19 protein-coding genes are annotated in these 23,880 nt (G+C 36.4%); 7 read left to right on the forward strand and 12 right to left on the reverse strand.

What is annotated here, in order from left to right:
* Positions 1 to 6: 6 nt before the first annotated feature.
* The 5 genes from OMO38_RS16485 to ahcY all read right to left on the reverse strand — a co-directional run bounded on the left by OMO38_RS16485 (position 7) and on the right by ahcY (position 5,339).
* Positions 7 to 1,551, reverse strand: coding sequence for a BspA family leucine-rich repeat surface protein (locus OMO38_RS16485; protein ID WP_264751283.1), 1,545 nt, complete (start codon positions 1,549 to 1,551; stop codon positions 7 to 9).
* A gap of 52 nt (positions 1,552 to 1,603) precedes the next feature.
* Positions 1,604 to 3,157 (reverse strand): BspA family leucine-rich repeat surface protein, encoded by a 1,554-nt coding sequence (locus OMO38_RS16490; protein WP_264751284.1) that lies wholly within the window; start codon positions 3,155 to 3,157, stop codon positions 1,604 to 1,606.
* Between the two features lie 241 nt (positions 3,158 to 3,398).
* Positions 3,399 to 3,791, reverse strand: coding sequence for an inner membrane protein YiaA (gene yiaA, locus OMO38_RS16495; protein WP_264751285.1), 393 nt, complete (start codon positions 3,789 to 3,791; stop codon positions 3,399 to 3,401).
* 82 nt (positions 3,792 to 3,873) lie between these two features.
* Positions 3,874 to 3,999 (reverse strand): hypothetical protein, encoded by a 126-nt coding sequence (locus tag OMO38_RS16500; protein ID WP_264751286.1) that lies wholly within the window; start codon positions 3,997 to 3,999, stop codon positions 3,874 to 3,876.
* 23 nt (positions 4,000 to 4,022) lie between these two features.
* Positions 4,023 to 5,339, reverse strand: coding sequence for an adenosylhomocysteinase (gene ahcY, locus OMO38_RS16505; RefSeq protein ID WP_264751287.1), 1,317 nt, complete (start codon positions 5,337 to 5,339; stop codon positions 4,023 to 4,025).
* Positions 5,340 to 5,501: 162 nt separating this feature from the next.
* On the opposite strand from ahcY, the gene OMO38_RS16510 reads away from it, so the two are divergent.
* The 4 genes from OMO38_RS16510 (at position 5,502) to OMO38_RS16525 (ending at position 8,995) form a co-directional block, all read left to right on the forward strand.
* Positions 5,502 to 6,032, forward strand: a complete 531-nt coding sequence (locus tag OMO38_RS16510) for a HugZ family pyridoxamine 5'-phosphate oxidase (RefSeq protein ID WP_264751288.1) — start codon at positions 5,502 to 5,504, stop codon at positions 6,030 to 6,032.
* Between the two features lie 238 nt (positions 6,033 to 6,270).
* On the forward strand, positions 6,271 to 7,146 hold the full coding sequence (locus tag OMO38_RS16515; RefSeq protein WP_264751289.1) for a carbon-nitrogen hydrolase: 876 nt from the start codon (positions 6,271 to 6,273) through the stop codon (positions 7,144 to 7,146).
* Positions 7,146 to 8,198, forward strand: coding sequence for an agmatine deiminase family protein (locus tag OMO38_RS16520; protein ID WP_264751290.1), 1,053 nt, complete (start codon positions 7,146 to 7,148; stop codon positions 8,196 to 8,198). The genes OMO38_RS16515 and OMO38_RS16520 overlap by 1 nt, the downstream gene beginning before the upstream one ends.
* A gap of 182 nt (positions 8,199 to 8,380) precedes the next feature.
* The gene (locus OMO38_RS16525; RefSeq protein ID WP_264751291.1) at positions 8,381 to 8,995 is read left to right on the forward strand and encodes a 4'-phosphopantetheinyl transferase family protein; all 615 of its coding nucleotides are present in this window, start codon (positions 8,381 to 8,383) and stop codon (positions 8,993 to 8,995) included.
* Here the strand turns inward: OMO38_RS16525 and OMO38_RS16530 are convergent.
* The 3 genes from OMO38_RS16530 to porU all read right to left on the reverse strand — a co-directional run bounded on the left by OMO38_RS16530 (position 8,976) and on the right by porU (position 16,509).
* Positions 8,976 to 11,237 carry an FUSC family protein gene (locus tag OMO38_RS16530; protein WP_264751292.1) on the reverse strand — a complete coding sequence of 754 codons (2,262 nt, stop codon included), beginning with the start codon at positions 11,235 to 11,237 and terminating at the stop codon, positions 8,976 to 8,978. The two genes, OMO38_RS16525 and OMO38_RS16530, sit on opposite strands and share 20 nt — an antisense overlap.
* 167 nt (positions 11,238 to 11,404) lie before the next feature.
* On the reverse strand, positions 11,405 to 12,568 hold the full coding sequence (porV, locus tag OMO38_RS16535; protein WP_264751293.1) for a type IX secretion system outer membrane channel protein PorV: 1,164 nt from the start codon (positions 12,566 to 12,568) through the stop codon (positions 11,405 to 11,407).
* A 56-nt stretch (positions 12,569 to 12,624) separates the two neighbouring features.
* Positions 12,625 to 16,509 (reverse strand): type IX secretion system sortase PorU, encoded by a 3,885-nt coding sequence (gene porU, locus OMO38_RS16540; protein WP_264751294.1) that lies wholly within the window; start codon positions 16,507 to 16,509, stop codon positions 12,625 to 12,627.
* A 164-nt stretch (positions 16,510 to 16,673) separates the two neighbouring features.
* Here porU and gldJ point away from each other — a divergent pair, with 164 nt between their 5' ends.
* A complete protein-coding gene (gldJ, locus tag OMO38_RS16545) occupies positions 16,674 to 18,275 on the forward strand; it encodes a gliding motility lipoprotein GldJ (protein ID WP_264751295.1) in 1,602 nt (533 codons plus the stop codon).
* Between the two features lie 136 nt (positions 18,276 to 18,411).
* Positions 18,412 to 19,683 (forward strand): UDP-N-acetylmuramoyl-tripeptide--D-alanyl-D-alanine ligase, encoded by a 1,272-nt coding sequence (locus OMO38_RS16550; RefSeq protein ID WP_264751296.1) that lies wholly within the window; start codon positions 18,412 to 18,414, stop codon positions 19,681 to 19,683.
* Here the strand turns inward: OMO38_RS16550 and OMO38_RS16555 are convergent.
* Positions 19,676 to 20,287 (reverse strand): NUDIX hydrolase, encoded by a 612-nt coding sequence (locus OMO38_RS16555; RefSeq protein WP_264751297.1) that lies wholly within the window; start codon positions 20,285 to 20,287, stop codon positions 19,676 to 19,678. The genes OMO38_RS16550 and OMO38_RS16555 overlap by 8 nt on opposite strands.
* Before the next feature lie 30 nt (positions 20,288 to 20,317).
* On the opposite strand from OMO38_RS16555, the gene OMO38_RS16560 reads away from it, so the two are divergent.
* The gene (locus tag OMO38_RS16560) at positions 20,318 to 20,707 is read left to right on the forward strand and encodes an SRPBCC family protein (RefSeq protein ID WP_264751298.1); all 390 of its coding nucleotides are present in this window, start codon (positions 20,318 to 20,320) and stop codon (positions 20,705 to 20,707) included.
* A gap of 29 nt (positions 20,708 to 20,736) precedes the next feature.
* Here OMO38_RS16560 and OMO38_RS16565 read toward each other — a convergent pair whose 3' ends face one another.
* Genes OMO38_RS16565 through OMO38_RS16575 form a run of 3 tightly spaced genes read right to left on the reverse strand, consistent with a single transcriptional unit; the run spans position 20,737 to position 23,685 of the window.
* The gene (locus OMO38_RS16565) at positions 20,737 to 21,783 is read right to left on the reverse strand and encodes an anhydro-N-acetylmuramic acid kinase (protein ID WP_264751299.1); all 1,047 of its coding nucleotides are present in this window, start codon (positions 21,781 to 21,783) and stop codon (positions 20,737 to 20,739) included.
* Between the two features lie 11 nt (positions 21,784 to 21,794).
* Positions 21,795 to 22,391: an LPS export ABC transporter periplasmic protein LptC gene (gene lptC / locus OMO38_RS16570; protein ID WP_264751300.1), complete on the reverse strand. Its 597-nt coding sequence runs from the start codon at positions 22,389 to 22,391 to the stop codon at positions 21,795 to 21,797.
* A gap of 1 nt (position 22,392) precedes the next feature.
* A complete protein-coding gene (locus OMO38_RS16575; protein WP_264751301.1) occupies positions 22,393 to 23,685 on the reverse strand; it encodes a hypothetical protein in 1,293 nt (430 codons plus the stop codon).
* Positions 23,686 to 23,880: the final 195 nt, after the last annotated feature.

Here is a 23,880-nt window from a genome sequence, read left to right on the forward strand (position 1 = left end):
TTGTTTTTATTTTTTAATGAATTTATAAGTCTGAATATCGTTTCTTGTGATAATCTGTAAAATATAATTTCCCGGTGTAAGATGCTGAATGTTGATTAAATCTTTTGACAGAGTATTTTCTGTGATCATCCTTCCGCTTACATCGCTGATAATATAGCTTTTTGCATCTTTAATATTTTTTAAATAAATAAAATTTTCTGCCGGATTTGGGTATATAGATCCTTTATTTTTTAACTGACTTTCATAGGTTGATAATTTTCTGCATTCTCCTACGGTATCACCGGTCATTGACCAGCCTTTACTGAGCAGAATATTTCGGTGTGGAACCACGTCTACAGCGTAGGTGAAATTCGGTACGAATCCGATGTTGATGTTATTGGCTGTAATTGGATTATTTGCCCAGCCTACAAGTGTATCGCTGTAATTATCACAGTTTAATCCTGAACCTAAAAGCGCCTGTGATCCTATCGTAAGTGACGGTAAACTCCATGCCTGAAGGCTTTGATTGAAATTTGTAGCTCCAGAAAATACCGTGTTGAAGTCGCTCAAGACGTTGGTATTCCAGCTGTCTAAAGGTTGATTGAATGCTGTGCAGCCATGGAACATGTGAGAGATATCTGTAACTTTTGAAACATTCCAGCTATTAAGGGGTTGATTAAAATTGGTGTTAAAATGAAACATCCACATCATATTGGTTACGTTTGAAGTGTTCCAGTTATTGAGTGGCTGATTAAATGCCAGAGTTCCGGCAAACATAAAGCCCATATTTGTTGCTGACGAAGTATTCCAACTGTTTAGATTCTGATTAAACACGATTCTGTTTTCAAACATAGATTTGAAATTGGTTGCTTTTGATGTATTCCACGAACTGATGGGAGCGTTAAAAGTATCGGGAATTTGAAACGCAGGCTGGTGAGAGAACATATTTTGGAAATCTTCGATGGTGGAAGTATTCCAGTTTGCCATCGATGGATTTCCGGTTAATGAGTTGGCATTGTAAAACATGTATGAGCCATCCAGCACTGCCAAAAGATCAGGCGAATCTGTCGCTGTAATCTGTACATATCTGCAATGGGAAAATGCATTATACATCGATTGCCACTGGATGTTGCCCCATTGTGAGATCTCAAGCAGCTTGTCAGAATTACCTAAAAAAGACCACGAGACAGCACCGTTAACTGAAGTCGTCATGGTCGCAAATTTAATCTGAGTGAAGACTCCATTTCCGTTACTTACTTTTACTCTGTAAGTAGCCTGTGCCGGATTAGGATTGAGAGGCGTACCGAAGTTGATCAAAACCTGACCTATTGAGGTTACATTAGGCAGTATTGCATTATGTTGCGGGTAATTCACTTCTTCCCACTGAATAGTGTAGTTAAGCCCGGTTCCGGGAAACCATATCTGACTTGAAGTGGATGGATTCAGACCGGCAACAGTAGTAATGAAATTTGGATTGATACCACTGGGTTTCCAAATCGTGATGAATTCGTTCTGAGCTTTTGTAAGCTGACTTGACAGCATTACCATGATAAAAAATATTAATTTTTTCATAGGATAAATTTTAGATTTGGTGCTTGCAAAAAAGGAGTATGTCGTGTGATTATTATTCTTTAATAAATTTAAAATGTTGAATCTGATCTTTTGCAACGATCTGCAAAATGTAATTTCCTTTTGGTAAAGTACTGATGTTGATCATTTCATTTGATATCTTTCCCTCTTTAATCAATCTTCCGCTTGCATCAATTATTCTGTATTTTTCTGCGTCATGCAAATGATCGGTGTGAATATTATCTTTTACAGGATTTGGATAAATTGATCCATTTCTGACAGGTTTGATTTCTGAATTTGCCAGGAAGCAACTCCCCACAGAGTCTCCGGTGATGTTCCAGTTTTTATTATTGATCAGAATATTTCTTTTACTGACCACATTTGAAGCATATTGAGCTGGTGCTACTGTCTGCAAATTGATATTATTTGGTGTATTGGGATTATCTGCCCAGCCAGCAAGCGTTTTACTATAGTTATTGCAGTCGATAGCAGTTAAAGTAAGCATTCCGGAAGCATCAGTAAGAGAATTTAAATTCCAGGCATCTAAAGATTGATTATAACTTGATGCACCGGTCAAAAAAGTATTTAGTCTTGTCACATTACTCACATCCCAGGAGTTCAGATTTTGATTGAAAGCCACACATCCATGAAATACGTGGGCCATATCGGTGACGTTGGAGGTATTCCACATATTTAATGACTGATTAAAAACAGGAATCATATGAAACATAAAATGCATGTCTTGCAGGCTTGAAGTGTCCCAGCTGTCTAGTCGCTGATTAAAACTCAAACACTGAGCAAACATCCAGCTCATGTCGGTAACATTTGAAACATCCCAGTTATTTACACTTTGATTGAAAACAGGTCTGCCGGCTAACATATAGCTCATATTTGTAGCAGAAGATGTATTCCAAGCACCAATGTAAGGCGAATTAAACTGATGCGGAATTGTAGAAGTATCGGTGAGACAAGAAAACATAAATCTAAAATTCTGAATTTGAGAAGTATTCCAATTTTGCATTGAGCTGGCTCCTATAAATTGTGGTGTTCCGTAAAACATAAAAGATAAATCTGTCACATTACTGAGATTTGGGCTGTCTGTAGCAGTAAGCTGCATCGCTTTACAATTGGTAAATGCTGAGTTCATCGAAATCCATGCAATGTTTCCCCATTGTTCTATTTCTATTAGTTTGTCGGCACTTCCAAACATTTGCCATATTGGAAAAAACTGTTCAGCGGCAGGAAATAATTGTGCGGTTCCGAATTTGATCTGTCTGAAAATTCCGTTGCCATTAGAAACTTTTACTCTGTACGTTGCGCTTGAGGCATCTCCGTTAGATGTTCCGAAATCTATCAAAACCTGATTGGTAGACGTTACATTAGTCATCATCCCATTATGGACAGGATATCCCACCTCTTCCCATTCTATGGTATAATTGTCGCCATTACCCGGAAACCATATTTGATTTGCATTTGCCTGATAAGGAGCATCAACAGAAATTGCCGGATTCATAAACTGACCAGGCTTCCAGATGGTAACAAATTCGCTCTGAGCTTTTGTCATCTGAAACAACAAAATAAAAGAAAAAATGAGTAGTAATTTTTTCATAATGTATAATTTGGTGATAAGGAAAATGATAAAGAGCTTAATTTTTATCGTAAAATAATTGATATTTCTGAATGTTATTTATATTCGTAAGGATATTAAATTAGTTTTGCGATTTTCATAATCTCCTGAACAGCAAATATAATAAAAATTTAAACATGTCATTATTTTGTGAAATAATTATTTCAAAAATAAAAATGCTCACTATATTTAGTGAGCATGGTATCCGTTTATTTTTCTTACCTTAATCTTCCATCATATTGTCTCGGGTGTTCTTCTGAACGGCGATTGCACCGAATAATGCCAGTAAAAATGCAAAAGCATAAAACCCTTTTTCACTAGGCATAATGGTCGCATTAAATAGTCCAACAGTTAATAAAACGATAGATGATAATGTTGCGAACCAGCAGATTCCATAATAGATATCGGTTACTTTAATGTTTTCCATTCTGTCTCTCACAGCTTTCTGTAATGAAACTACAGCAAATAATCCGTAAAGAAGTATAGTAAAATAATATCCTTTTTCATTAAGCTGCATTTCTGCTCTTACGAGACCGACGATATAGCCAACCATTCCTGCGCCCAATGCGACCCACGAAGCTGCGACAAATGCATTTGAAACTCCCTGTTTTTTCATAATTTATGTTTTTTTAATGTTTAGTTCATCCAAATATATTATTTTTTTAACAATTGTGAATTATCAATCTTAAAGTTTATCACTATTCTTTGAAAATATTGAATTTAGGAACAGGAAACTGACGGATAACCTGTATTGAATATAAAACAAGAACGCTTCGGTATCTCCGAAGCGTTCTGTATATATGAATTGCTGATGAATTGCCCATCACCAATATTTAATTACAAATAATTAGTATCTGTAGTATTCTGGCTTGTATGGTCCCTGTACTTCTACACCGATATACTCAGCCTGTTCAGTAGAAAGAACTTCCAATTCAACGCTTAATTTCTTAAGGTGAAGAGCTGCTACTTTCTCATCCAGGTGCTTAGGAAGCATGTAAACTTCGTTTCCGTAAGCTTCAGAGTTTGTCCAAAGTTCGATTTGAGCCAAAGTCTGATTAGAGAATGAGTTAGACATTACAAATGATGGGTGACCTGTTGCACAGCCAAGGTTTACCAATCTACCTTCTGCAAGGATGATCACTTCTTTACCTTCTTCCAAAGTATAGATGTCAACCTGAGGTTTAACTTCAGATTTTGTGTGACCGTAGTTCTCATTTAACCAAGCCATATCGATTTCGTTATCGAAGTGACCGATGTTACAAACGATTGCTTTGTCTTTTAATTTTAAGAAATGTTCTTTTCTTACGATGTTAAAGTTACCGGTTGTAGTGATTACGATATCTGCGTTATCCACAACAGAATCTAATCTTTTCACTTCAAAACCGTCCATTGCAGCCTGTAAAGCACAGATAGGATCGATTTCAGTAACAGTTACGATAGATCCAGCACCTCTGAAAGAAGCAGCAGTACCTTTACCAACGTCTCCGTATCCGCAAACTACCACCCTTTTACCAGCCAACATAATGTCAGTTGCTCTTCTTACTGCATCTACTGCAGATTCTTTACATCCGTATTTGTTGTCGAACTTAGATTTAGTCACTGAATCATTTACGTTGATTGCAGGCATTACCAAAGTTCCGTTTTTCATTCTTTCATACAGTCTGTGAACTCCTGTAGTAGTTTCTTCAGAAAGTCCTTTGATTTCTTTTGTGAATTCAGGATATCTGTCGAAAACCATGTTGGTCAAATCTCCACCATCATCCAAAATCATGTTCAATGGCTTTCTGTCTTCTCCGAAGAAAAGAGTCTGCTCGATACACCAGTCAAATTCTTCTTCGTTAAGACCTTTCCATGCGTAAACAGGAATTCCCGCAGCAGCAATAGCAGCAGCAGCGTGGTCTTGCGTAGAGAAAATGTTACAAGATGACCACGTAACTTCAGCTCCAAGAGCAACCAAAGTTTCGATCAAAACTGCAGTCTGGATTGTCATGTGAAGACATCCTGCGATTCTTGCCCCTTTCAATGGTTGAGATGGTCCGAATTCTTCACGGATTGACATCAAACCTGGCATTTCTGCTTCAGCAAGAGTGATTTCTTTTCTTCCCCATTCTGCAAGGGTGATATCCTTTACTTTGTAAGGAACATATTGTGTTGTAGTACTCATATCTTATGAATAAATTTAAATTCAAATAATTAAAGTGCAAAATTACAACATATAATTAAGATAAAAAAACAATGATACTGATAACGGTCATGAAACACAAGATGCTGAATTTCTATTTTTATTTGTTCTAAATTACGTATTTTTGCAGAAATAAATCTATTTATGAATCATACTCACACGCAGGAAGAAGCACAGAGACAGGCTAAACCTCTTGCTCCAAAAGTAAAAGAATTAATCGCAAGAACCCAAAGTATCATCCTTGCAACGGTAGATGCAGAAGGAACTCCCAATTCAAGTTACGCACCGTTTGTAGAAATTGATAACAAATTTTACATCTTGGTTTCTTTCATGGCAAAACATACAAAAAATCTTTCTGAAGGTAGAAAAACTTCTATGATGTTCATCGAAGACGAATCTGCAACAAAACAGATCTACGCACGTGAACGTTTGACCATCGAGGCGACAACTACACAGGTCGATAGAGATTCTGAAACATGGAATCAGGTGGTAGGCCTTTTAAAAGAAACTCACGGTAAAGTGGTAGACGTAATTTCTGAAATGAAAGATTTTATCTTAATTGCTTTACATCCTGTGAAAGGTGCTTATGTAAACGGATTCGGAAGTGCTTATTTCGTTGATGAAAATCTTGAAATTATGCAACACAGAAACGAAACCAATCATCAGTCTAAATAAATTCGGATCTGATTAACGAATTTCTCCTTAGATTATTTTTAAGGTGATGATTCTGAAATTTTATGATCTGAATCATTATAAACCTCACAGATTTTACGCTGTGAGGTTTTTTGTTTTGTGTAAGTCAGTCTTAGACATTAAGTTTCTCTTAAATTATTATAAAAGCTGAACATCCTGCGTTAAACTAGTTTAGTATGAATTTTAAAAATATTAATTTTGTACTATAAAAATTCAGAATATGTCAAAAGTAAAAATAGGTACCGTTCAGATGTCTTGTGTTGCAGACAAGCAGGAAAATCTGAACAAAGCCATTGAAAAAATAAAAGAAGCAGCATCAAAAGGTGCACAAATTGTCTGTTTACAGGAATTATTTACTTCACTTTATTTCTGTGATGTAGAAGATTACGATAATTTTGAATTGGCCGAGCCAATTCCGGGACCGTCTACCGATGCGCTTTCACCAGTTGCAAAAGAATTGGGCGTGGTGATTATTGCGTCACTTTTCGAAAAGCGTGCTCAGGGTCTGTACCACAACACAACAGCTGTTATTGATGCAGACGGAACTTATTTAGGAAAGTACCGTAAAATGCATATTCCTGATGATCCTGCATATTATGAGAAATTTTATTTCACACCTGGAGATTTGGGATATAAAATCTTCCCTACAAAATTTGGGAAAGTGGGTGTTCTTATCTGCTGGGATCAGTGGTATCCTGAAGCATCAAGAATTACTGCACTGATGGGAGCTGATATTATGTTTTATCCAACTGCAATCGGTTGGGACACCACTCAGGATGAAGAAACCAATCAGGATCAGTACAGTGCCTGGCAGACGATTCAGCGTTCTCATTCTGTAGCTAACGGACTTCCTGTAGTTTCTGTAAACAGAGTAGGGTTTGAACAGGACGGAGCCATGAAGTTCTGGGGTGGAAGTTTTGTGACCAATGCTCAGGGGAAATTACTATATCTTGGTTCTCATGATCAGGAAGAAGTAGCTGTTACCGAGGTAGATTTGGCACAGACCGATTATATGAGAAAACACTGGCCTTTCTTAAGAGATAGAAGAATCGAAACTTACTCGCCGATTACCAAACGTTTTATTGACGAAGACTAATGACAGATCAGAATAAAACACCCAAGCAATTAGGTTACCGTTTTCCGGCTGAATGGGAAGTGCATGAAGCAACGTGGCTGTCGTGGCCTCACAAAGAAGAATCGTGGCCAGATAAACTTCAGGAAATTTATCCGAATTATGCCGAATTTATCAAAGTTATCTCTCAGGATGAGTTTGTGAGAATTAATGTGAAAGACGAAGAGATGAGAAAATTTGCGATGGATTGCATTATGCAGGCCGGAGCAAAATTAGAAAATATCGAATTTTATTTTCACGAAACTAATGATGCATGGTGCAGAGATCACGGTCCCGCATTTCTGATCAATAAAGATGCAGAAGAACAGAAAATCATTTTAGACTGGGGTTTCAATGCCTGGGGTGGAAAATATCCTCCATTCGAACTGGATGATGTGATCCCTACAAAAATAGGGGCAGAGTTTGATCTCCCTGTTATTTACCCGGGAATTATCATGGAAGGAGGGTCTGTAGAATTTAACGGAAAAGGAACAATTTTAACCTCGAAATCATGTCTGCTTAATAAAAACAGAAATCCGCACTTGTCACAGGAAGAAGTAGAGCAGTATCTTAAAGATTTCTACTGTGTGGATCAGATTCTTTGGGTAGAAGATGGAATCATTGGGGACGATACCGATGGTCACGTTGATGATACAATCAGATTTGTAAATGAAAACACAGTTCTTACCGTCGTGGAAGATAACACTGAAGATGACAATTACGAAATTCTTCAGACCAATCTGAGACAGTTAAAAGAAATGCGTTTGCCGGACGGAACTCCTTTAAACATTATAGAACTGCCGATGCCGGATCCAGTAATCTGGGAAGATCAGCGACTGCCGGCTTCTTATGCCAATTTTTATATTGCAAACAAATCAGTAATTGTTCCTACGTACCGATGTGAAAAAGATCAGATTGCTTTGGATATTATTCAAAAATGTTTTCCTGAACGAAAAGTGGTCGGGATAGATTCTACAGATATTATCTGGGGATTGGGAAGCTTTCACTGTTTGAGTCAGCAGGAACCTTTAGTCTAATACTATCTTTGGAATTGCTGAAAGATAATCAGTAGTTTTTTAATAAAATTCAATAATACGATCCATTATAGCAGAATAAATATTTTTGTTATAATGGATTTTTCTTTGCTGAATGTCTTCTATACTTTCTATTCGGAAAAACTTCCTGTAATTTTTATTACTTTTACTCAATAAATTAAGCAATGCCTCTTTACCGCGATTTTTCTGATGACAACGCCACCATTCTCGTATGGAAATATGAGGAAGATGAAGATTTGAATCCCGATGAACTTTTGGAACCGGAAAATGCTGAAAAAGTAAAAGATTATCACCCCAAAAAATTACTGGAGGTTTTAATGGTAAGAAAGCTTCTGAAGAGTTTAAAGCCAAATTCCAAAATTCTTTATAAAGAAAGAGAACCTTTTCTGTCGCCCAAAGATGCTGAAATTTCGATTACACATTCTTTCCCGTTTGCAGCGATTGCTATTTCAAGAAATAAAATAGGAATCGATATTGAGAAATTCAATCCTAAAATTATGCGTGTCATAGATAAGTTTACGTATGAAAACGAAAGAGGATTTATTCCGGCTGATAATGAAGCTACATTTTATACCATTATCTGGAGTGTGAAGGAAAGTATGTACAAAATTCACCATTCAAAACACTGGTCGCTTAAAAAGCATTATGAGGTGAAACCTTTCGAACTTAAATATTTATTTGATATCAGCTGCAGGGTGCATGATGATCAGATTTCAGACGAATTCAAGGCAAGAGTGAAGTTCTTTGACGACTATTGTTTTACGATTGTGGAAGAGTAGAAGTTTCTGCTTTATAGGTTTGAATTACTTTTCGCTGTTCTTTTGCGACATCATAAATCAGCTCCAAAACATCATGGATATTTTTAAGCTCCGTTAAATGAGATATTTTGTTCGGATCCCTGCGGTCGAATATTTCGTTTTCCAGAAGTTCAGATTTTCTTTGAAGCAATAAATTTTCAATAGATGAATCTTCAGGTTCCAAACGGCTGTCCATTTTCAAAGTTTCTGTGATTTTTTCACCTTTCAGTAGCACAGACACCTGATTCATTTCGGCTTCAATTTTTTTTGTCCAGCTTTCAGAATCGATCTCTGGATATTTTTTATTGTTTTTAGAATATTGTGAAAGTGAAGCGGTGTAAGCCGTAATCAAATGTGATGTTGCCACAAACTGATGAACGACCTCCAGTTTTTTCTGCTGATTTTTAGGATCAGAAATCATTCGCTGAAAGTTATCTGAAAGGTTGGCCAGAGAAATGATCGCATTTTTTCTTTTCACTTTATAATCTTCAATATCAAAATCTTCGTTCAGAAATTTAGACATCACACTGTGAAAATAGGTAAGATTAGACTCTGCCGATTTTTTCATCAGTTCTAGATTCTGCGTATGTTCCCAAACCGGAAGCACCATATAAGAAACCAAAAAAGCGATAATTCCTGCAATAACGGTGTCTACAATTCGGTCTTTAAAAATAACATTGACGTTTCCGGGGTTTAAAAAATTAAAACTCATAAAAACATACATGGTCATAAAAAGAACTGCCCAAAAATATCGGCCTTTCAATAAACTGAAACATAAAATCATGCTCAGCAGAAGAATGGCAAACAGAACTGCATTAATATGAACGTAGTATAAGATTGCATAGGCGATCACTGCACCGACCACTGTCCCGCAGAATCGCAGAAAATTCCGTTGTTTGGTAATAGAGTAGGCCGGTTTCAGGATAGCAACGATGGTAATTAAAATCCAGTAGGTATGACCAATCACCAAAAATGGAAGAAAAGAAACAAGATATCCTAAGAATAATGCCACAGTAATTCTAATTGCATGACGGAAATGTGATGAGGTGAGAGAAATATTGCTTTTTAAAACTTTAAAATTAATTTTCTCTTCATTCGGCATAAATTTTTTCAGATCTAAACCTGTCGAAAGACTTTTGGCCAGTTTTACGTTTTGAGCAAATACTTTATAAATTTCGTTGATTTCTTTGGTGATCTCATTAATGCGCATCATGATCTGTCTCAAAATCATAAAATTTTCGAGATTGTCGGGAGTCATCTGCTTATTTCTAAGTTCAAAATAATGGACGTTCAAATCCTGCGAACGCACTTCCAGATTAAAGACAGGTTTTGCCCTTGTGCTGCTTTGAAGCGAAATTCCGATGTTGGCAATTTCTTCTGAAAGGATATTTAAATAATCATGAATTTTAACTAAAATAGTAGAATCTTCGAAACTCTGCTGAAGTTTTTTATAATCACTTTCTGAAGTCATCAGTTTTTCATGAAGATCCATTGAATTCAAAAACGTCAACATCAGAAGTCTGCTTATCGTTGTAGATTCGTTGACAATCGTACGGGTTTTAAAAACAGTCTCGCGGGTTTCTTCCTGTAGGTTTTTGATCTCTATCTGCTTTGCAATAACCTGTATATTTAAACGGTCAAAATCTGGATTTTTCTGGTAAAAGTTTGCTTTAATTTTCAGAAATTCCGCAAGCTGAAGATAATTTTCACCAATCATCTGACTGGCCAGTTTATAAGGCTGAATAGTGGTTACGATTAAGAAAATCAGTAAAAACCAAATACAGCCGGCAGCGAAAATCATTAAACTTTTTAAAATATTGGCTCCTGTTAAATGTCCGTCAATGAAAATTGCCAAAACTACCAGTGCCAAAGATCCGACTGCTGCGAGTCTCTGACCGTAAACGCCAATCAGAGAGAAAAACATACCGAAGACGAAAATTTCTAAAATAACCAGTGGAATAATTCCTTTGACTAAACTTGCAATAGCAGAAACGAGGACGAAGCAGAAAATAGCAAACGTCAAAGAGTTTCTTCTTCGGATAAACGGACCTGGCTGATCTGTAAGTGCTACAAAGCTGGTTCCTAAAGGAAATAAGAAGTATTCTTTTAAAATCCCAAAGTGGGAAAGTACCAAACACGGAAGCACCGTTGCCAGGGTAATTCTTATCGAAGAATACACATATTGGCTGGTGACGATCTTTTTTAGTTCCGCAGAATAGTTCATGCTACAAAAATAATTATTGAAAAACAAAAAGCCCCATAATTGCTGGACTTTTGTGAACATATTTTATTAATATCTGAATTCCCAGTCTTCTTCTAAATGAGTGTGAATTTAAATCAATAAAAAAAGCTCCATTCAATGGAGCTTCTATATCTTATGTTCGATTATTCTTAGTTGTCTACATTAGAAGTTTCTTCACCAATGTTCCAGGTAAGACCGAAACGAAGTGTGTTATCTAAAGCAGTATTAATTTTAGACATATTGATCAAATAAGAAATATCCAATCCGAAAGAACGGTATTTCAAACCGATACCGGCAGTTGCAAACTGTCTTGCTCCCTGCACATCACTTTCGTGGAAATAACCTCCTCTCACAGCAAATGCATTGTCATAAGAATATTCTAAAGCACCACTGTACATGATTGATTCAGGATTTTTGAAAGATTTTCCGATTCCGGACATAACGCCTACGTTTGGAACTGCATAAATTGGCTGTCTTGTATTAGGATCATTTCCAACGAATTCTGATCCCGGTACCAAGATTTTTGAACCTTCAACGCTTAAACCAACTCTATTGACATCATCTAAATACATATCATAACCAACACCTAATCTTGCCATAGTTGGAAGGTAAGATCTTGATTCTTCATCTCCTGTGTAGTCCAGTTTAGGACCTAAATTGGTTACTGCAAAACCAGCATTCAATTTACCGTCATAACCTCCAAAACTTGAGAATTTAGGAGAAGTATAGTATCCTGAAACGTCTACTGCAAAAGTGTTTGCAGGCTTCAGTGTAGTATCTGTGTTGAATCCTCCGGCCAAATCTGAACGTATGAATCTACCTGTAACGGCCATTGAGTATGAATCAGAAAGTTTCAGACCGTAAGCGATATCTACCGAGAATTCGTTTGGCTTCGAAGTACCGTTAGATGTTACCTCATTTCCTACAAGAGAAGTAAGGTCTACTTCCCCCATATTAAAGTAATAGATACTTGCGGAAATTGTGGATCTTTCTTCCTGACCTAAAAATTTATGGAAAGCTCCATATAGTAAAAATACATCATTTGTAAGTTTCCCCATGTATGGTGTGTAGTTAATACCCACAGAAGAACTTGTTCTGCTAAAAGGATATTTCGCTGCATTCCAAAATTGAGAAAAAGCATCCGGGGAAGTAACGACCCCCTGATCTCCCATACCACCCGACCTTGCATCTGGTGCAATTCTCAAGAATGGAGCTCCGGTTAATACAGGTCTTACCTGACTCAAATCCTGTGCATAGCCTAAAAACCCAGCACTAAAACCAATCCCCAAAAGCAGTTTAGTAGTTAAATTCATATGTTGTCTTTTATATATTATCAGTTTTTTATTGATATTCTTAATTACTTATTATTTTACTTCAAAAGTACCATTTTTTCTACAGCTGTAGCACTTCCTTTGCATTTTTCTTGATTTTGACTTTTTGCAAATATCTTAAAAATATACGTACCTTTTGCTACTGTGTCACCAAAATCGTCTTTTCCGTCCCATTCTATTGCCTGACGTGGCGTTCTAAAGCCCTGTAGGAAAGGTTCTGCAACCACTGGCTGACTTAAAGTTCTTACCAGTTTTCCTGTAATAGTATAGATTTGAACGTTTACATCTAAGATATCATCACAGTTATGCTCAAAGTGAATATAAGTTTTATTGGTAAAAGGATTTGGCCAGTTCAGCGGTCTGTTGATTACTAAATGCTGATCGGCTTCATCTTTAACTTCAAAGTTTAACGTTTCAGTTGTTGAATTATTGTTTATATCCCAAACTTTAAATGTCAGCTGATGTTGTCCTATTGCTAAGTTTCTGAAAGGATAGGTTACATTTCCTTTTTGATAATCTGCTAAACTCGGACTTAGACATCCATTTCCTTCACCAGAAGCATAGAAATCATTCAAAACAACTGTGTTGATAATTTGTCCGTCCAAATATACAGTAATATCGTGACCAATACCAGAACCCGTAGAATTTATTCCTGTATCATCTGTTACACAGGCAAGGAGCATTGGGTTTTGATCTGTAATTCCACCATTCGCAAAATTGGTGTTGTTCATATACAGTTTCACTTTCGGCGGCTCGTTATCGTTGATTCCGTTCGGGTTGATATCACCTACCTGTACTGCCTGATTGTTAAATACATCAGTAGCTTTGTTGTCAGCATATCCTAATAGTCTTCCTTCGCCTACAGCATAGTTGATATCTTTAGGAACATAAAATTCTACCGTGAAGACTCCATTCACTGCAGTTCCCGAAGCTTTTACGATGGCACTTCCTTCTTCTGTGTAGTTTAGAACAGGTGTTAAACCTCCGTCATTATTTAAAGTTGTTTTGTTTAATCTTTTATCAAAAATGTTAATAACAACTCGGCCGTTAAATGTAGTATTGGTTGTTCCGCTTGCATTGTTAATATGGCCTGTTATCTTCACAAAATCCAATCCTCTGATCAATCCCGGAACCGGAGTTTCGATTGCATCAATAACAAGAAGTCTTTTCGGTCTGCTTAATTTCATCGCCGGATCTCCCAGTAAATTTACTTTCAGGTGGTTTGAATCGCCTGGTCTTAATTTTTTAGCATTCAAATGTGCATCTCCCACCGGAATAAAATCATCTCCGACTAATTTGAAAATATCCTGTGTGTAAAGATTTGTAAAATCCAAACCATATCCAACACCTACAGCACGGCTTGAAGTAATCATTGCTGCTGCACCGCCCTGTTTTAATTTCATCAGCTGTTCCCCTGCAGAAGAGGTTCCCGGTTCGTCCCAAAGAGTAAACTCGCAGGTAATGGTTGAAACAAATGGAAATCTGCTGTATACATTAGAAAAATTATTGGCGTTTTGAATTTCATCTAAAGTAAATACTCTTTCCTGTGCCCAGCCATTAATTCCACCATGTCCCAGATAGAATAAATATAAGCTGTTGCCCAAGTCATTTGAAATTGCCTGATTAACCTGTGGATATCTCTGTCCGCCCGCAGTACTTTGAGCCTGAAAAGCATCCAGATATAATTTTCTTACATTATATTCTTTAAGAAGCGTGCTTGTGGGAACTTCAAAGGTGTTAGCCAGTGTGTTATTCATAACCGTATGGAATGGAACACCGCCGTCATTGTCATCATCCACAACAAAATCCAGTTTCATTCTCCATTCTCCGAAAGGGGTAGACTGTCCTGATAAAGAATTGTAATAAGCCAGAGTTTTATCCATCATATTGGCCGCCTCTGTAGGATTTGCTGCCGGTATTCTTCCAACAGGAACATCAGGTAAATTATTGGCTAGAGATGGATCTGTCTGAGCTTTTGTCATTACGATATAATCATCGGTGACGAATGATGAAATAAAATCGTTAGACTCCTCACTTTCATAGCTAGAAACAATATTTGAGTTGTTAGGAATTCTGTTTTTGTAATCATAAGAAGCGTCACCTAAAATGAAGACATATTTTAGACTGCCTAGCGGAGTATTCAGTTTAGTCACAAAATCTCTGATTGCTGTAAGATCTCTGCTACCGCTTCCAAATTCATTATAGATCTTTGAAGGATCTACAATCTGAACATTGTAATTATTCTTTGTCTGATGATAATTGGCTAATCTCTGTGCCTGACCCATCATTTCCGGTGGTGCAATAATAAGGTAGTCTACATTTTGAAGCGCAGAAAGATCCTGATTATTGATTTTCTCTACAAACTGCGGAGTAAATGCAGCATCTGCCCGGAAAGCAACAAATTCATTATTAAAATTAGGATTTGACGTATTGTATCCGAAACTGAAGACTCCGGTTCCCCCAGCTTTGTTCACTCTTCTGTTGGCATTGGTAATATCTGAAACATCCCAAACCTGTTCCATGTTGGCAGTCGTTGAAATACTGAAACCATAGTTGGTATTTGTGCCGCTTTGCAGAGAAAAGTCTCTGAAATTCATTTGGCTTCCATTAAATTTCAAATCTTCCTTATACTGTACTTCTACATAATCCAGGTGAAAAGATCCGTTGGGATTAATAGAGATATTAGGATTGTATTTAATGTTAATCTGATTGCCACTTAAGCTGCTGATCGTTCCTTCATATTTGTATGAACGAAAATCTAAATCGGTAGATGATGAAGTGTCAGTGAGAGGATTTTGATTATTAATGGCAAAACTCATACTGTTGCCCTGTGATCTGTACCCGATAACCTGAGTTTTATATCGTATCACATCTAAACCTTGAATAGGAGAGTTCAGATTGAAAGTCAAAGTTTTTTCTGTGTTGATTGGCTGATCTTCAACCCAGATTCTTCCCACTTTTAGTAAGTTTCTCTGGTCAGTATTGATAACCTGGTAGCCATCATATCGGCTTATCAAAGGAGTGGTAGGCAAATTGAGGTCTACATTTTGAACTCTTTTTCCTGCACCTTTATCAAAATTGATATAATAATAAGAAAAGTCTTCGTAAATGTTTTTGAGGTTTTCAGGACGGTCGGTACGCGTTTCACGTCTTTTAATTCCGTTACCGTTGGATGTATTATAAAGATTATACCCATTAGGTCCCTGCGCATAGAAAATAGCATAATCTGCATCGTTCCACACATTGTCTTCTTCGCCTATAACCTGAATTGAATTTTCCTGTAAAGCGCTGTATTTTACATCCTGATTAAATTCGGGAAGCATTATTCCTCCATTTCCATAAATCCTGAAATTTTTAGGATTTATATTTGAAGTATTAATGCCGTTATCTTTAAGAAACTGAGTGGTAATTTTAAAAATTCCGGACTTATCAACTTTAATTTTGTAAAAATTTCCTGACGACAGTGGGTTCACTGTGGTGCCAACTTTCTGTGCACTAAAATTAACCGGTGAATTTGAGGGTGTTATTTCAAATGATGAAAGTCTCAGAATTTTTCCTTTTACATTTTTAAATAGACCAACATTAGCATTTGCAAATCTTTCGCCTTGTAAGTAGAAATAGTTTACCTCCGCAATATCGTAATCTGGTAGAAAGTTTTTGCTGATGTCGAATAGATCTTTGGTAGATACTGTTTCCCAGATAAGATTGGAAACTTTCACCTGGCTTTCGCCAACTTTTTGTTTGTGAAGAATAAAAACACTATTTTGGTGGTAAGAAAACCCTTCATTTTTAAAGTTGGGTAAATTCTTTTTCACATCGCCAAAGTCTTCAATTTTTGATCCATTCCATTCTATGGAGATTCGTTGAGCCCAAGTAGCTGATATGAAAGCAAATAGAAAGAATAGAGTCGTTTTTAGTCTCATGTTAGTTTTTGAAATTTCTAAATTACAAAATAAATGAAAATTTTAGAATTAAACCGTCATACAATAAAATTAATTTGTTAACGTTTCAAAAAAAATCAAATCTTTACTTGATTTATTGAATAATTTATTTTTTCTTTGTACTTTGAATAATATTTATATCGACTATGAAAAAACTAAAGTTGTTTTCATTAATAGCATTAAGTTCTACACTTGCATTAACCAGCTGTGGAGGGTCTAGTACCAGCAAAGGAGGCGGTACTAAAAAATTTGTCAGCAAGACAGGTTGGAAACCAAACGAAAAACAAGGTTGGTTTTTTGCAGGAAAGCAACAAAAGCAGAAAGGTTGGCCAGGAATGGTATATGTTGAAGGTGGAACTTTTACCATGGGATTAGTGAAAGATGATGTTATGCACGATTGGAATAACTCTCCTCGCAGAATGCAGGTAAGCTCATTCTTTATCGGTGAAACAGAAATTACTAACTACGAATACCGCGAATACCTTACATGGTTGAAGTATGTATTCCCTCCAAGTGACCCAAGTTTCAAGGAAATCTACAACGGTGCATTACCTGATACTTTATTATGGGATAATAAATTATCTAGAAATGATCTTAACGAAACTTATTTCAGAGATCAGAACTATGATTATTATCCAGTAGTAGGTGTGTCTTGGACGCAAGCCAACAGATACTGCGAATGGTTGACAGACAGAGCGAACGAAAAAGCGTTAATGCAAGCAGGTATTATTGCAAAAGATTTGTACATCAACGAATCTAATAACCAAGGTGGTACTGCATTCAACATGGATAAATTCAAATCGAATGATCCTGAAATGCAAGGATACATCAACGAACAGAGATTGGCACAGAAATCTGGTATGAAAACTACCAATCAAAGATTACTTGCTGCTAACAGATCTCCTAGCTCAGCGATGGTTACCAAATTCAGACTTCCTACAGAAGTAGAATGGGAATACGCAGCTCTTGGTATGGAGAAAAGCAGAGAGTACAATAATTATACTGAGAAGAAACCACAGATCGATAAACTTAGAGGTACTAAGGGTAAAGACAGAGGGATGATTTTAGCTAACTTCAAGCAGGGTAGAGGAGATTATTCTGGTCCTGCAGGTTGGAAAAATGACGGTGCTGCTCAGACTTCAGATGTTAGACAATTCCCTTCAAATGATATCGGTGTATATGGTATGTTCGGAAACGTTGCAGAATGGACGGCTGATGTATACAGACCAATCATTGACGAAGACTTTACAGACTTCAATTATTACAGAGGAAATATGCCTCAGGCTATCGTAAGAAACGGTGACGGAACTTACAAAATGGTAGATGAAGGTACTATTAAATATGATACTTTAGCTGACGGAAGATTAGTTTACAAAAACTTACCAGGTCAGTTTGAAAGAGAAACAATCGGCGATTACAGAAACTATAGAGATGGTGACAGAATGTCTTCACTAGACTATAGAAACGCAAGTGATTCTTCAGCTTCTTACAATATGTATAATGCTCCTACAACAAGATTTGTAGTAGACGGGAACGGAAGAGTAATCGTGCAGAAAGATGCTAAAGAGAGAACATCAGCGATGACGAATGATATCAGAGTGATCAAAGGTGGTTCTTGGCAAGATTCAGCTTACTGGCTAGATCCGGGACAGAGAAGATACAAAAACCAGGCTTCTGGTTACGGTTGGATTGGTTTCCGTGTAGCTCAGGATGCAAGAGTTAGCGACAAAGCTAGAACAAGAAGATAATATTTCAAAATACTTATAAAAAACCTCCCGAATTTTCGGGAGGTTTTTTTATTTTTGAGGAATGAAGTTCTCAAAAATATTAGTATTAAAGCTTAATGAGATTTCAAAAAACATCTAATAAAGAATATCCCCGAAAATGACGGTAGAACAGTTTTATCCAATATATCTAAATGCTGAAAAGGTAACTATAGACAGCAGAAAAATCAGTAAAAACGATATTTTTTTCGCGTTCTCCGGAGATAATTTCAATGCTGCTACCTTCGCTCATAAAGCAATTAACGACGGAGCATTAGCGGTCATCGTTGAAGATGAAAATTTTGAAAACATAGATGAGAATATTTTCTATGTTCCGTCGACTTTACAGTTTCTTCAGGATCTGTCAGTATATCACAGAGATCAGCTTGACATTCCAGTTATAGGTCTTACAGGAAGTAACGGTAAAACTACAACGAAGGAAATTATACATGCAGTTCTGTCGCAGAAATTTAATGTGCAGTACACTTACGGAAATTTAAACAATCACATCGGTGTTCCACTGACAATCTTATCAGTTAGAGCAGAGCATGAAATGGCTGTGATTGAAATGGGAGCCAATCATCAGAAGGAGATTGAACTGCTGTGCTCTTTGGCTAAACCTAATTTTGGTTACATTACAAATTTCGGGAAAGCTCACCTTGAAGGGTTTGGGGGTTTTGAAGGAGTGATCAAGGGAAAATCTGAGTTGTATGCTTACCTTAAAGGTGAAAATCAAACTGTTATAGTCAACGAAAATGATCAGATTCAGGTTGAAAAAACTCAGGATTATCAGCCGAAAATAACTTTTGGTAAGCGGACTTCCGATTATTTTTTCGAAATTTTTTCAATTGAACATTTTGTCGGATTGGATTATCAGGATACAAAAGCACTGTCTCAGCTTACGGGAGATTATAATTTCACCAATCTCTGTGCAGCTGCTGCTTTGGGTCTTCACTTTGGAGTTTCAAAAGATCAGATTAAAGAAGCTATCGAAAGTTATACGCCCACCAATATGCGCTCTCAGATCGTGAAAAAAGATGAGAAAACTCTCGTTCTTGATACGTACAATGCCAACCCAAGTTCAATGAATGCATCACTGCAGAATTTCATTACTTTCGAAGGTACAAAGACCATCGTTATAGGAGATATGCTTGAGCTCGGTGAGGAAAGTATAGCAGAGCATGTGAACATTCTGAAAACCGCCCATGATTTAGGTTTTAACGAAATTATCACCGTGGGAAAACACTTTAAGGCAGTTAATGATTCATCAAGATCTTTTGAAAATACAGCCGAGTTAATCGAATACCTCCGTTCAAACAAAATTCAGTCAGAAAATGTTTTGTTAAAGGCTTCACGTGGAATTTCTTTAGAAAAAGCGATCGATTTTATTTAATCTTGGTATCCCAGAATTCTTTAATAATCAATTGAATATTTTTAAAAGTATTTGGAAATACTTCACTTTCTATCTGTGAGATATTTTTCCATGCAACTTCTGTAATACCTTCTTCCAGCTGTGGTTTTGAGGTGTCTTCCCCGTCGAAATTCATTTCAAACCAGTGCGTGTACTTCAGAACTTTATCCCCGTTCCTTTCTGTGTATATGTGATAGGTTGTATTGATGAAATCTAAGAGTTCTACATTTTGTAAATTGGTTTCTTCTTCAATTTCTCGTACAGCAGATTCTTCCCTTGATTCTCCTTTTTCCATTTTACCTTTGGGCAGATCCCATTTCCCCAGTCTTTTAATGAAAAGGACATCTCCATTTGGCCTGTTGACAATACCACCCGCTGCTTCAATGATTCTGAAAAGTTTTTTAAATTCTTCCCAAATTTCGTCGATCTGTTCTCCGTAAACATTCAGTTCCTTTACCGAAGTATTCTGAAGTAGATCAAGCGCTATCTCTAAAGTTGTGAAACTGTCATATTTCAGAGTTTTTTCTAAAGCTTCAGACTGCTTAGAGAGTAATAATTTTTTTTCGTTCACAAAAACTTTATACATTTGTAGGAATTTAAATACAAAAATAAAAAAATGAATTTAGAAGGACGAAAAATTGTTGTCAATAAATCATCTAAAGAGTTATCTGAGTTGCTAAAAACATCAGATAATTATAAAGATTTTATGCCAGACGGTCTTCAGAAGTTTGAAAGCAGAGAGGATGGGTTCAAATTCGGACTTCAGGGTATGCCGGAAATCGCTTTAAAGATTGACGAGGTGACCGAAGAAAAGGCAGTTTTGAAATCTGCAAGTTCGAGTTTAGACTTTACATTGCTGGCAACTTTAAAAGCGATGAATGAAAATCAAACTGAAGTTCAGATGCTTTTTGAAGGAAAATTCAATCCTTTCATCAAAATGATGGTTGAGAAGCCACTTCAGAATTTCATCAATACCTTAACAGATAAGATTGAGGCTTATAAATAAGATCAAAACCTTCAGAAATGAAGGTTTTTTTATGCAATTACTCCAGAGCTGTGATCATTGCAGCTTCCAGTTGCCGATGAAAGTACATTGATTTCATTGTTAATTCGCAGAACTCCCATAAATGCAAAGATTAAAGCTTCTTTAAAGTCAATGATTTGTTTTTCGGGAATAATAATCTCTGAGTTTGTTTTTTCTTTAATTTTTTCGATAAGAAAAGAATTGTATGTTCCGCCACCCGTAAACAGAACTTTATTCAATTGATATTGGTTGAAAACTTTTGAGATCTGTTCGGCAGCATGTTCTGTAAATGTCGCTAAAAAAGCCTTAGAATCTAAATTTTCAATCAGAGAAAATACATTCGTATTACACCATTCAACGCCTAAAGATTTAGGATGAGATTGACTGTAAAATTGCAGAGAATTGAGTTTGTTAAGTAATTCAGTGTCAATTGTTCCTTCTCTTGCCAGATCTCCCTTGTCGTCATAATTCTGATTAAAGTTCAGTGCCAATTTATTTAAAACAATATTGACCGGAGCAATATCAAAAGCAATTCTTCTGTCCTCCAATTTTAATGAGATATTAGAAAATCCTCCAAGGTTCAGACAGGCATCATATTCTGAAAACAAAAGTTCATCCCCAATCGGAACTAGAGGCGCTCCATTTCCACCCATTAAGACATCCTGAGAACGGAAATCATACACGACAGGCAATCCTGTTTCAAATTTAATGGCTCTTCCATCACCAATTTGCAGCGTAAATTTTTTCTGAGGCTGATGAAATACAGTGTGGCCATGCGATGCGATGACATCAATATTCTGAAGATTGTATTTGCTGATGAAATTTTTCACAGCTTTTCCTAAAAAGAAACCATATTCAGAGTGAAGTTCAAGAAGTTCTTCGGCAGATAAATGAATAGAATTTCTGAGTTGGTTTTCCCAATGTTCAGAATAGGAAAGGGTTTCAGCCTTTATGATCTCAAATTTCCAGGTGGAATTCTGTTTTTCAAACTTTGCAAGGCAGATGTCCAAACCATCTAAGCTTGTTCCCGACATCAATCCTATTGCCTGAAAAACCATGATATTAAAATTTATTTTTTAGACTCGGCAATTTTGGTCTTGCTGATATCAAGATCACCGGAATTGTTGTAGAAAGTATATTCTGAGAAGTCATCTTTGGCGGTCATACCATTGGCGTGAACGAGAGTGGAACCATCTTCCATCGTCGCATAAACGGTGTCCCTTGTAAAAATTCTTTTGTTTTTCTGATCCCAAAAAACGCTTTGTGTTGCAAATCGCTGTCCGTCGCTCGTTAAGATTTTCACATTACCTCTAGCTTCGTAAAACTGCTTATATTCGTAAATCTTAGCATATTTTGCAGTGATGTTGCCCGGTTTTTTAGGATTTTTCTTGTCGAAAAATTCTATCTTCATTCCTCTTCTGGCAATGGTGTAAGGACTGTCAATCAATTGATATTGCTCGATGATTGGAGCTGTCGCACGGAGTGATACGAAACCGGAATCTCTCTGTACTATTTTTGCATTATTGATTATCTGAGAAGGGAAATTTTTATTGTCATTCTTGTTTTGCTTGGTCAAATCTTCTTCGCAGGATGTGAATATAAAAAATATAGCACAACTAAAAAGGTATGCTATATATTTATATGATCTGTTGATATTTAATATCATTTTAGTTGTAAAGAGATTTTCTGAACCACTTGTCAGCAAAGTTGAAACCTACTCTCAGATTGATAAAGTTCTGATTGATCAGGTTGTCTTTTACCGTTCCTCTCTTTCCTAGTTCTACACCGATCTCAAGACCACTCATTCTTGTGATACTGCTGGTTTTGAATGGAAGCATTACTCCTGCAGAGATACCAAACTTGTTGATGTTATTTCCTGCAATCTGTAGATTTCCTTTTTCATAGAAAGCACCATAACGGTATACTACTCTAGAAAAATAATTTCTGAAGTTGTTAAAGTTAGGAAGGTACCAACCACCCGCAGAAACTCTGTAAGAATCCTGGAAATCAAAAGTATTCCCGAAATAACTTATAGTTTCTCCTTTTTTATAATCCAGCTGTGCAGATAAGAACCATTGATTTTCGCTTCCGTATCCTGCTCCAAAAGATGCTTGTAATGGCAGAAGGTTTTTAGAACTTGTACTTCTAGATTCGATGGTAGTCTGTCCTGCTTTTACATCACCTTCAGTGTAGTAATAGGTGCTGTTCAGATATTCAGTAGACATATCACTGGTGTTACCAAAAGTAGCTGTCGCACCCAAAGTAAGCTTACGGTCAGTACTTGTATTCAGTTTTTGGTAACTTGTACCTAAAGTGAAATTTAAATTCTTGATTTTATTTTTCGTCTCGTAACCGTTAATCAGCTCAGCAGCTGAAGTGGTAAGTTCGTTGGTATCGTATAAATTTCCAAAATAAAGGTTGGCGCGTGCACCCACTGCAAATTCTGAATTTATTTTATAAGAAAGTGCAAGCTGTGCAGTGTTCAGGGTTCCGCTTCCTGTAAATCGGTTTCCGTAAATGGTTTCTTGATCAGTTAATTCATCTTTCCTTGTTTCTGAATTGATAATATCATAGCTCTTAGAACTGTAAGGCTGATACAAAAGTCCCATTTTTATCTTCGAAGAGATAGGAAATGCGAGTGAGATATTAGATAAATACGTAGAATGTTTTGTAGACTTTGTATTATTGTAATCAGTTTTGAAGTAATTATTTTCGTTTGTAGCCTCAAGTTTTATACTTGTTAGTTCAAAGTTGCTGTTGTTAGCAGGGTTTCCGAAGTTGAAATTACTCGTGAAATCACTTATAAAGGCAGTCGAAATACCTCCCATTGAGGTAGTTTCAATCGTATTATCATATTTTACATCACCAATTCCATAAGTTGCATAAGGTGAATTGCTCAAACTCTGCGCGTTAAGGAAATACCCAACCGAAATGAATGATAGTACAAAAATTTTTTTCATTCTAGATTTTTAAAATAATGCGCAAATATCTTAAATATTAATGAATTGTAAAAATTTACTGAGGTTAAAGTTTGTTAAGGGGATTTTAGTGTGAATTGTCATCGTGAATTCGCTTTACTATCAATTTTTTGCACACATTATAAATTCACAATTCACTTGCGAAGCTAAATTGATAACTGACCGAATTTCCTTTTC

The sequence above is a fragment of the Chryseobacterium kimseyorum genome (assembly GCF_025971945.1).
GTDB lineage: Bacteria > Bacteroidota > Bacteroidia > Flavobacteriales > Weeksellaceae > Chryseobacterium > Chryseobacterium kimseyorum.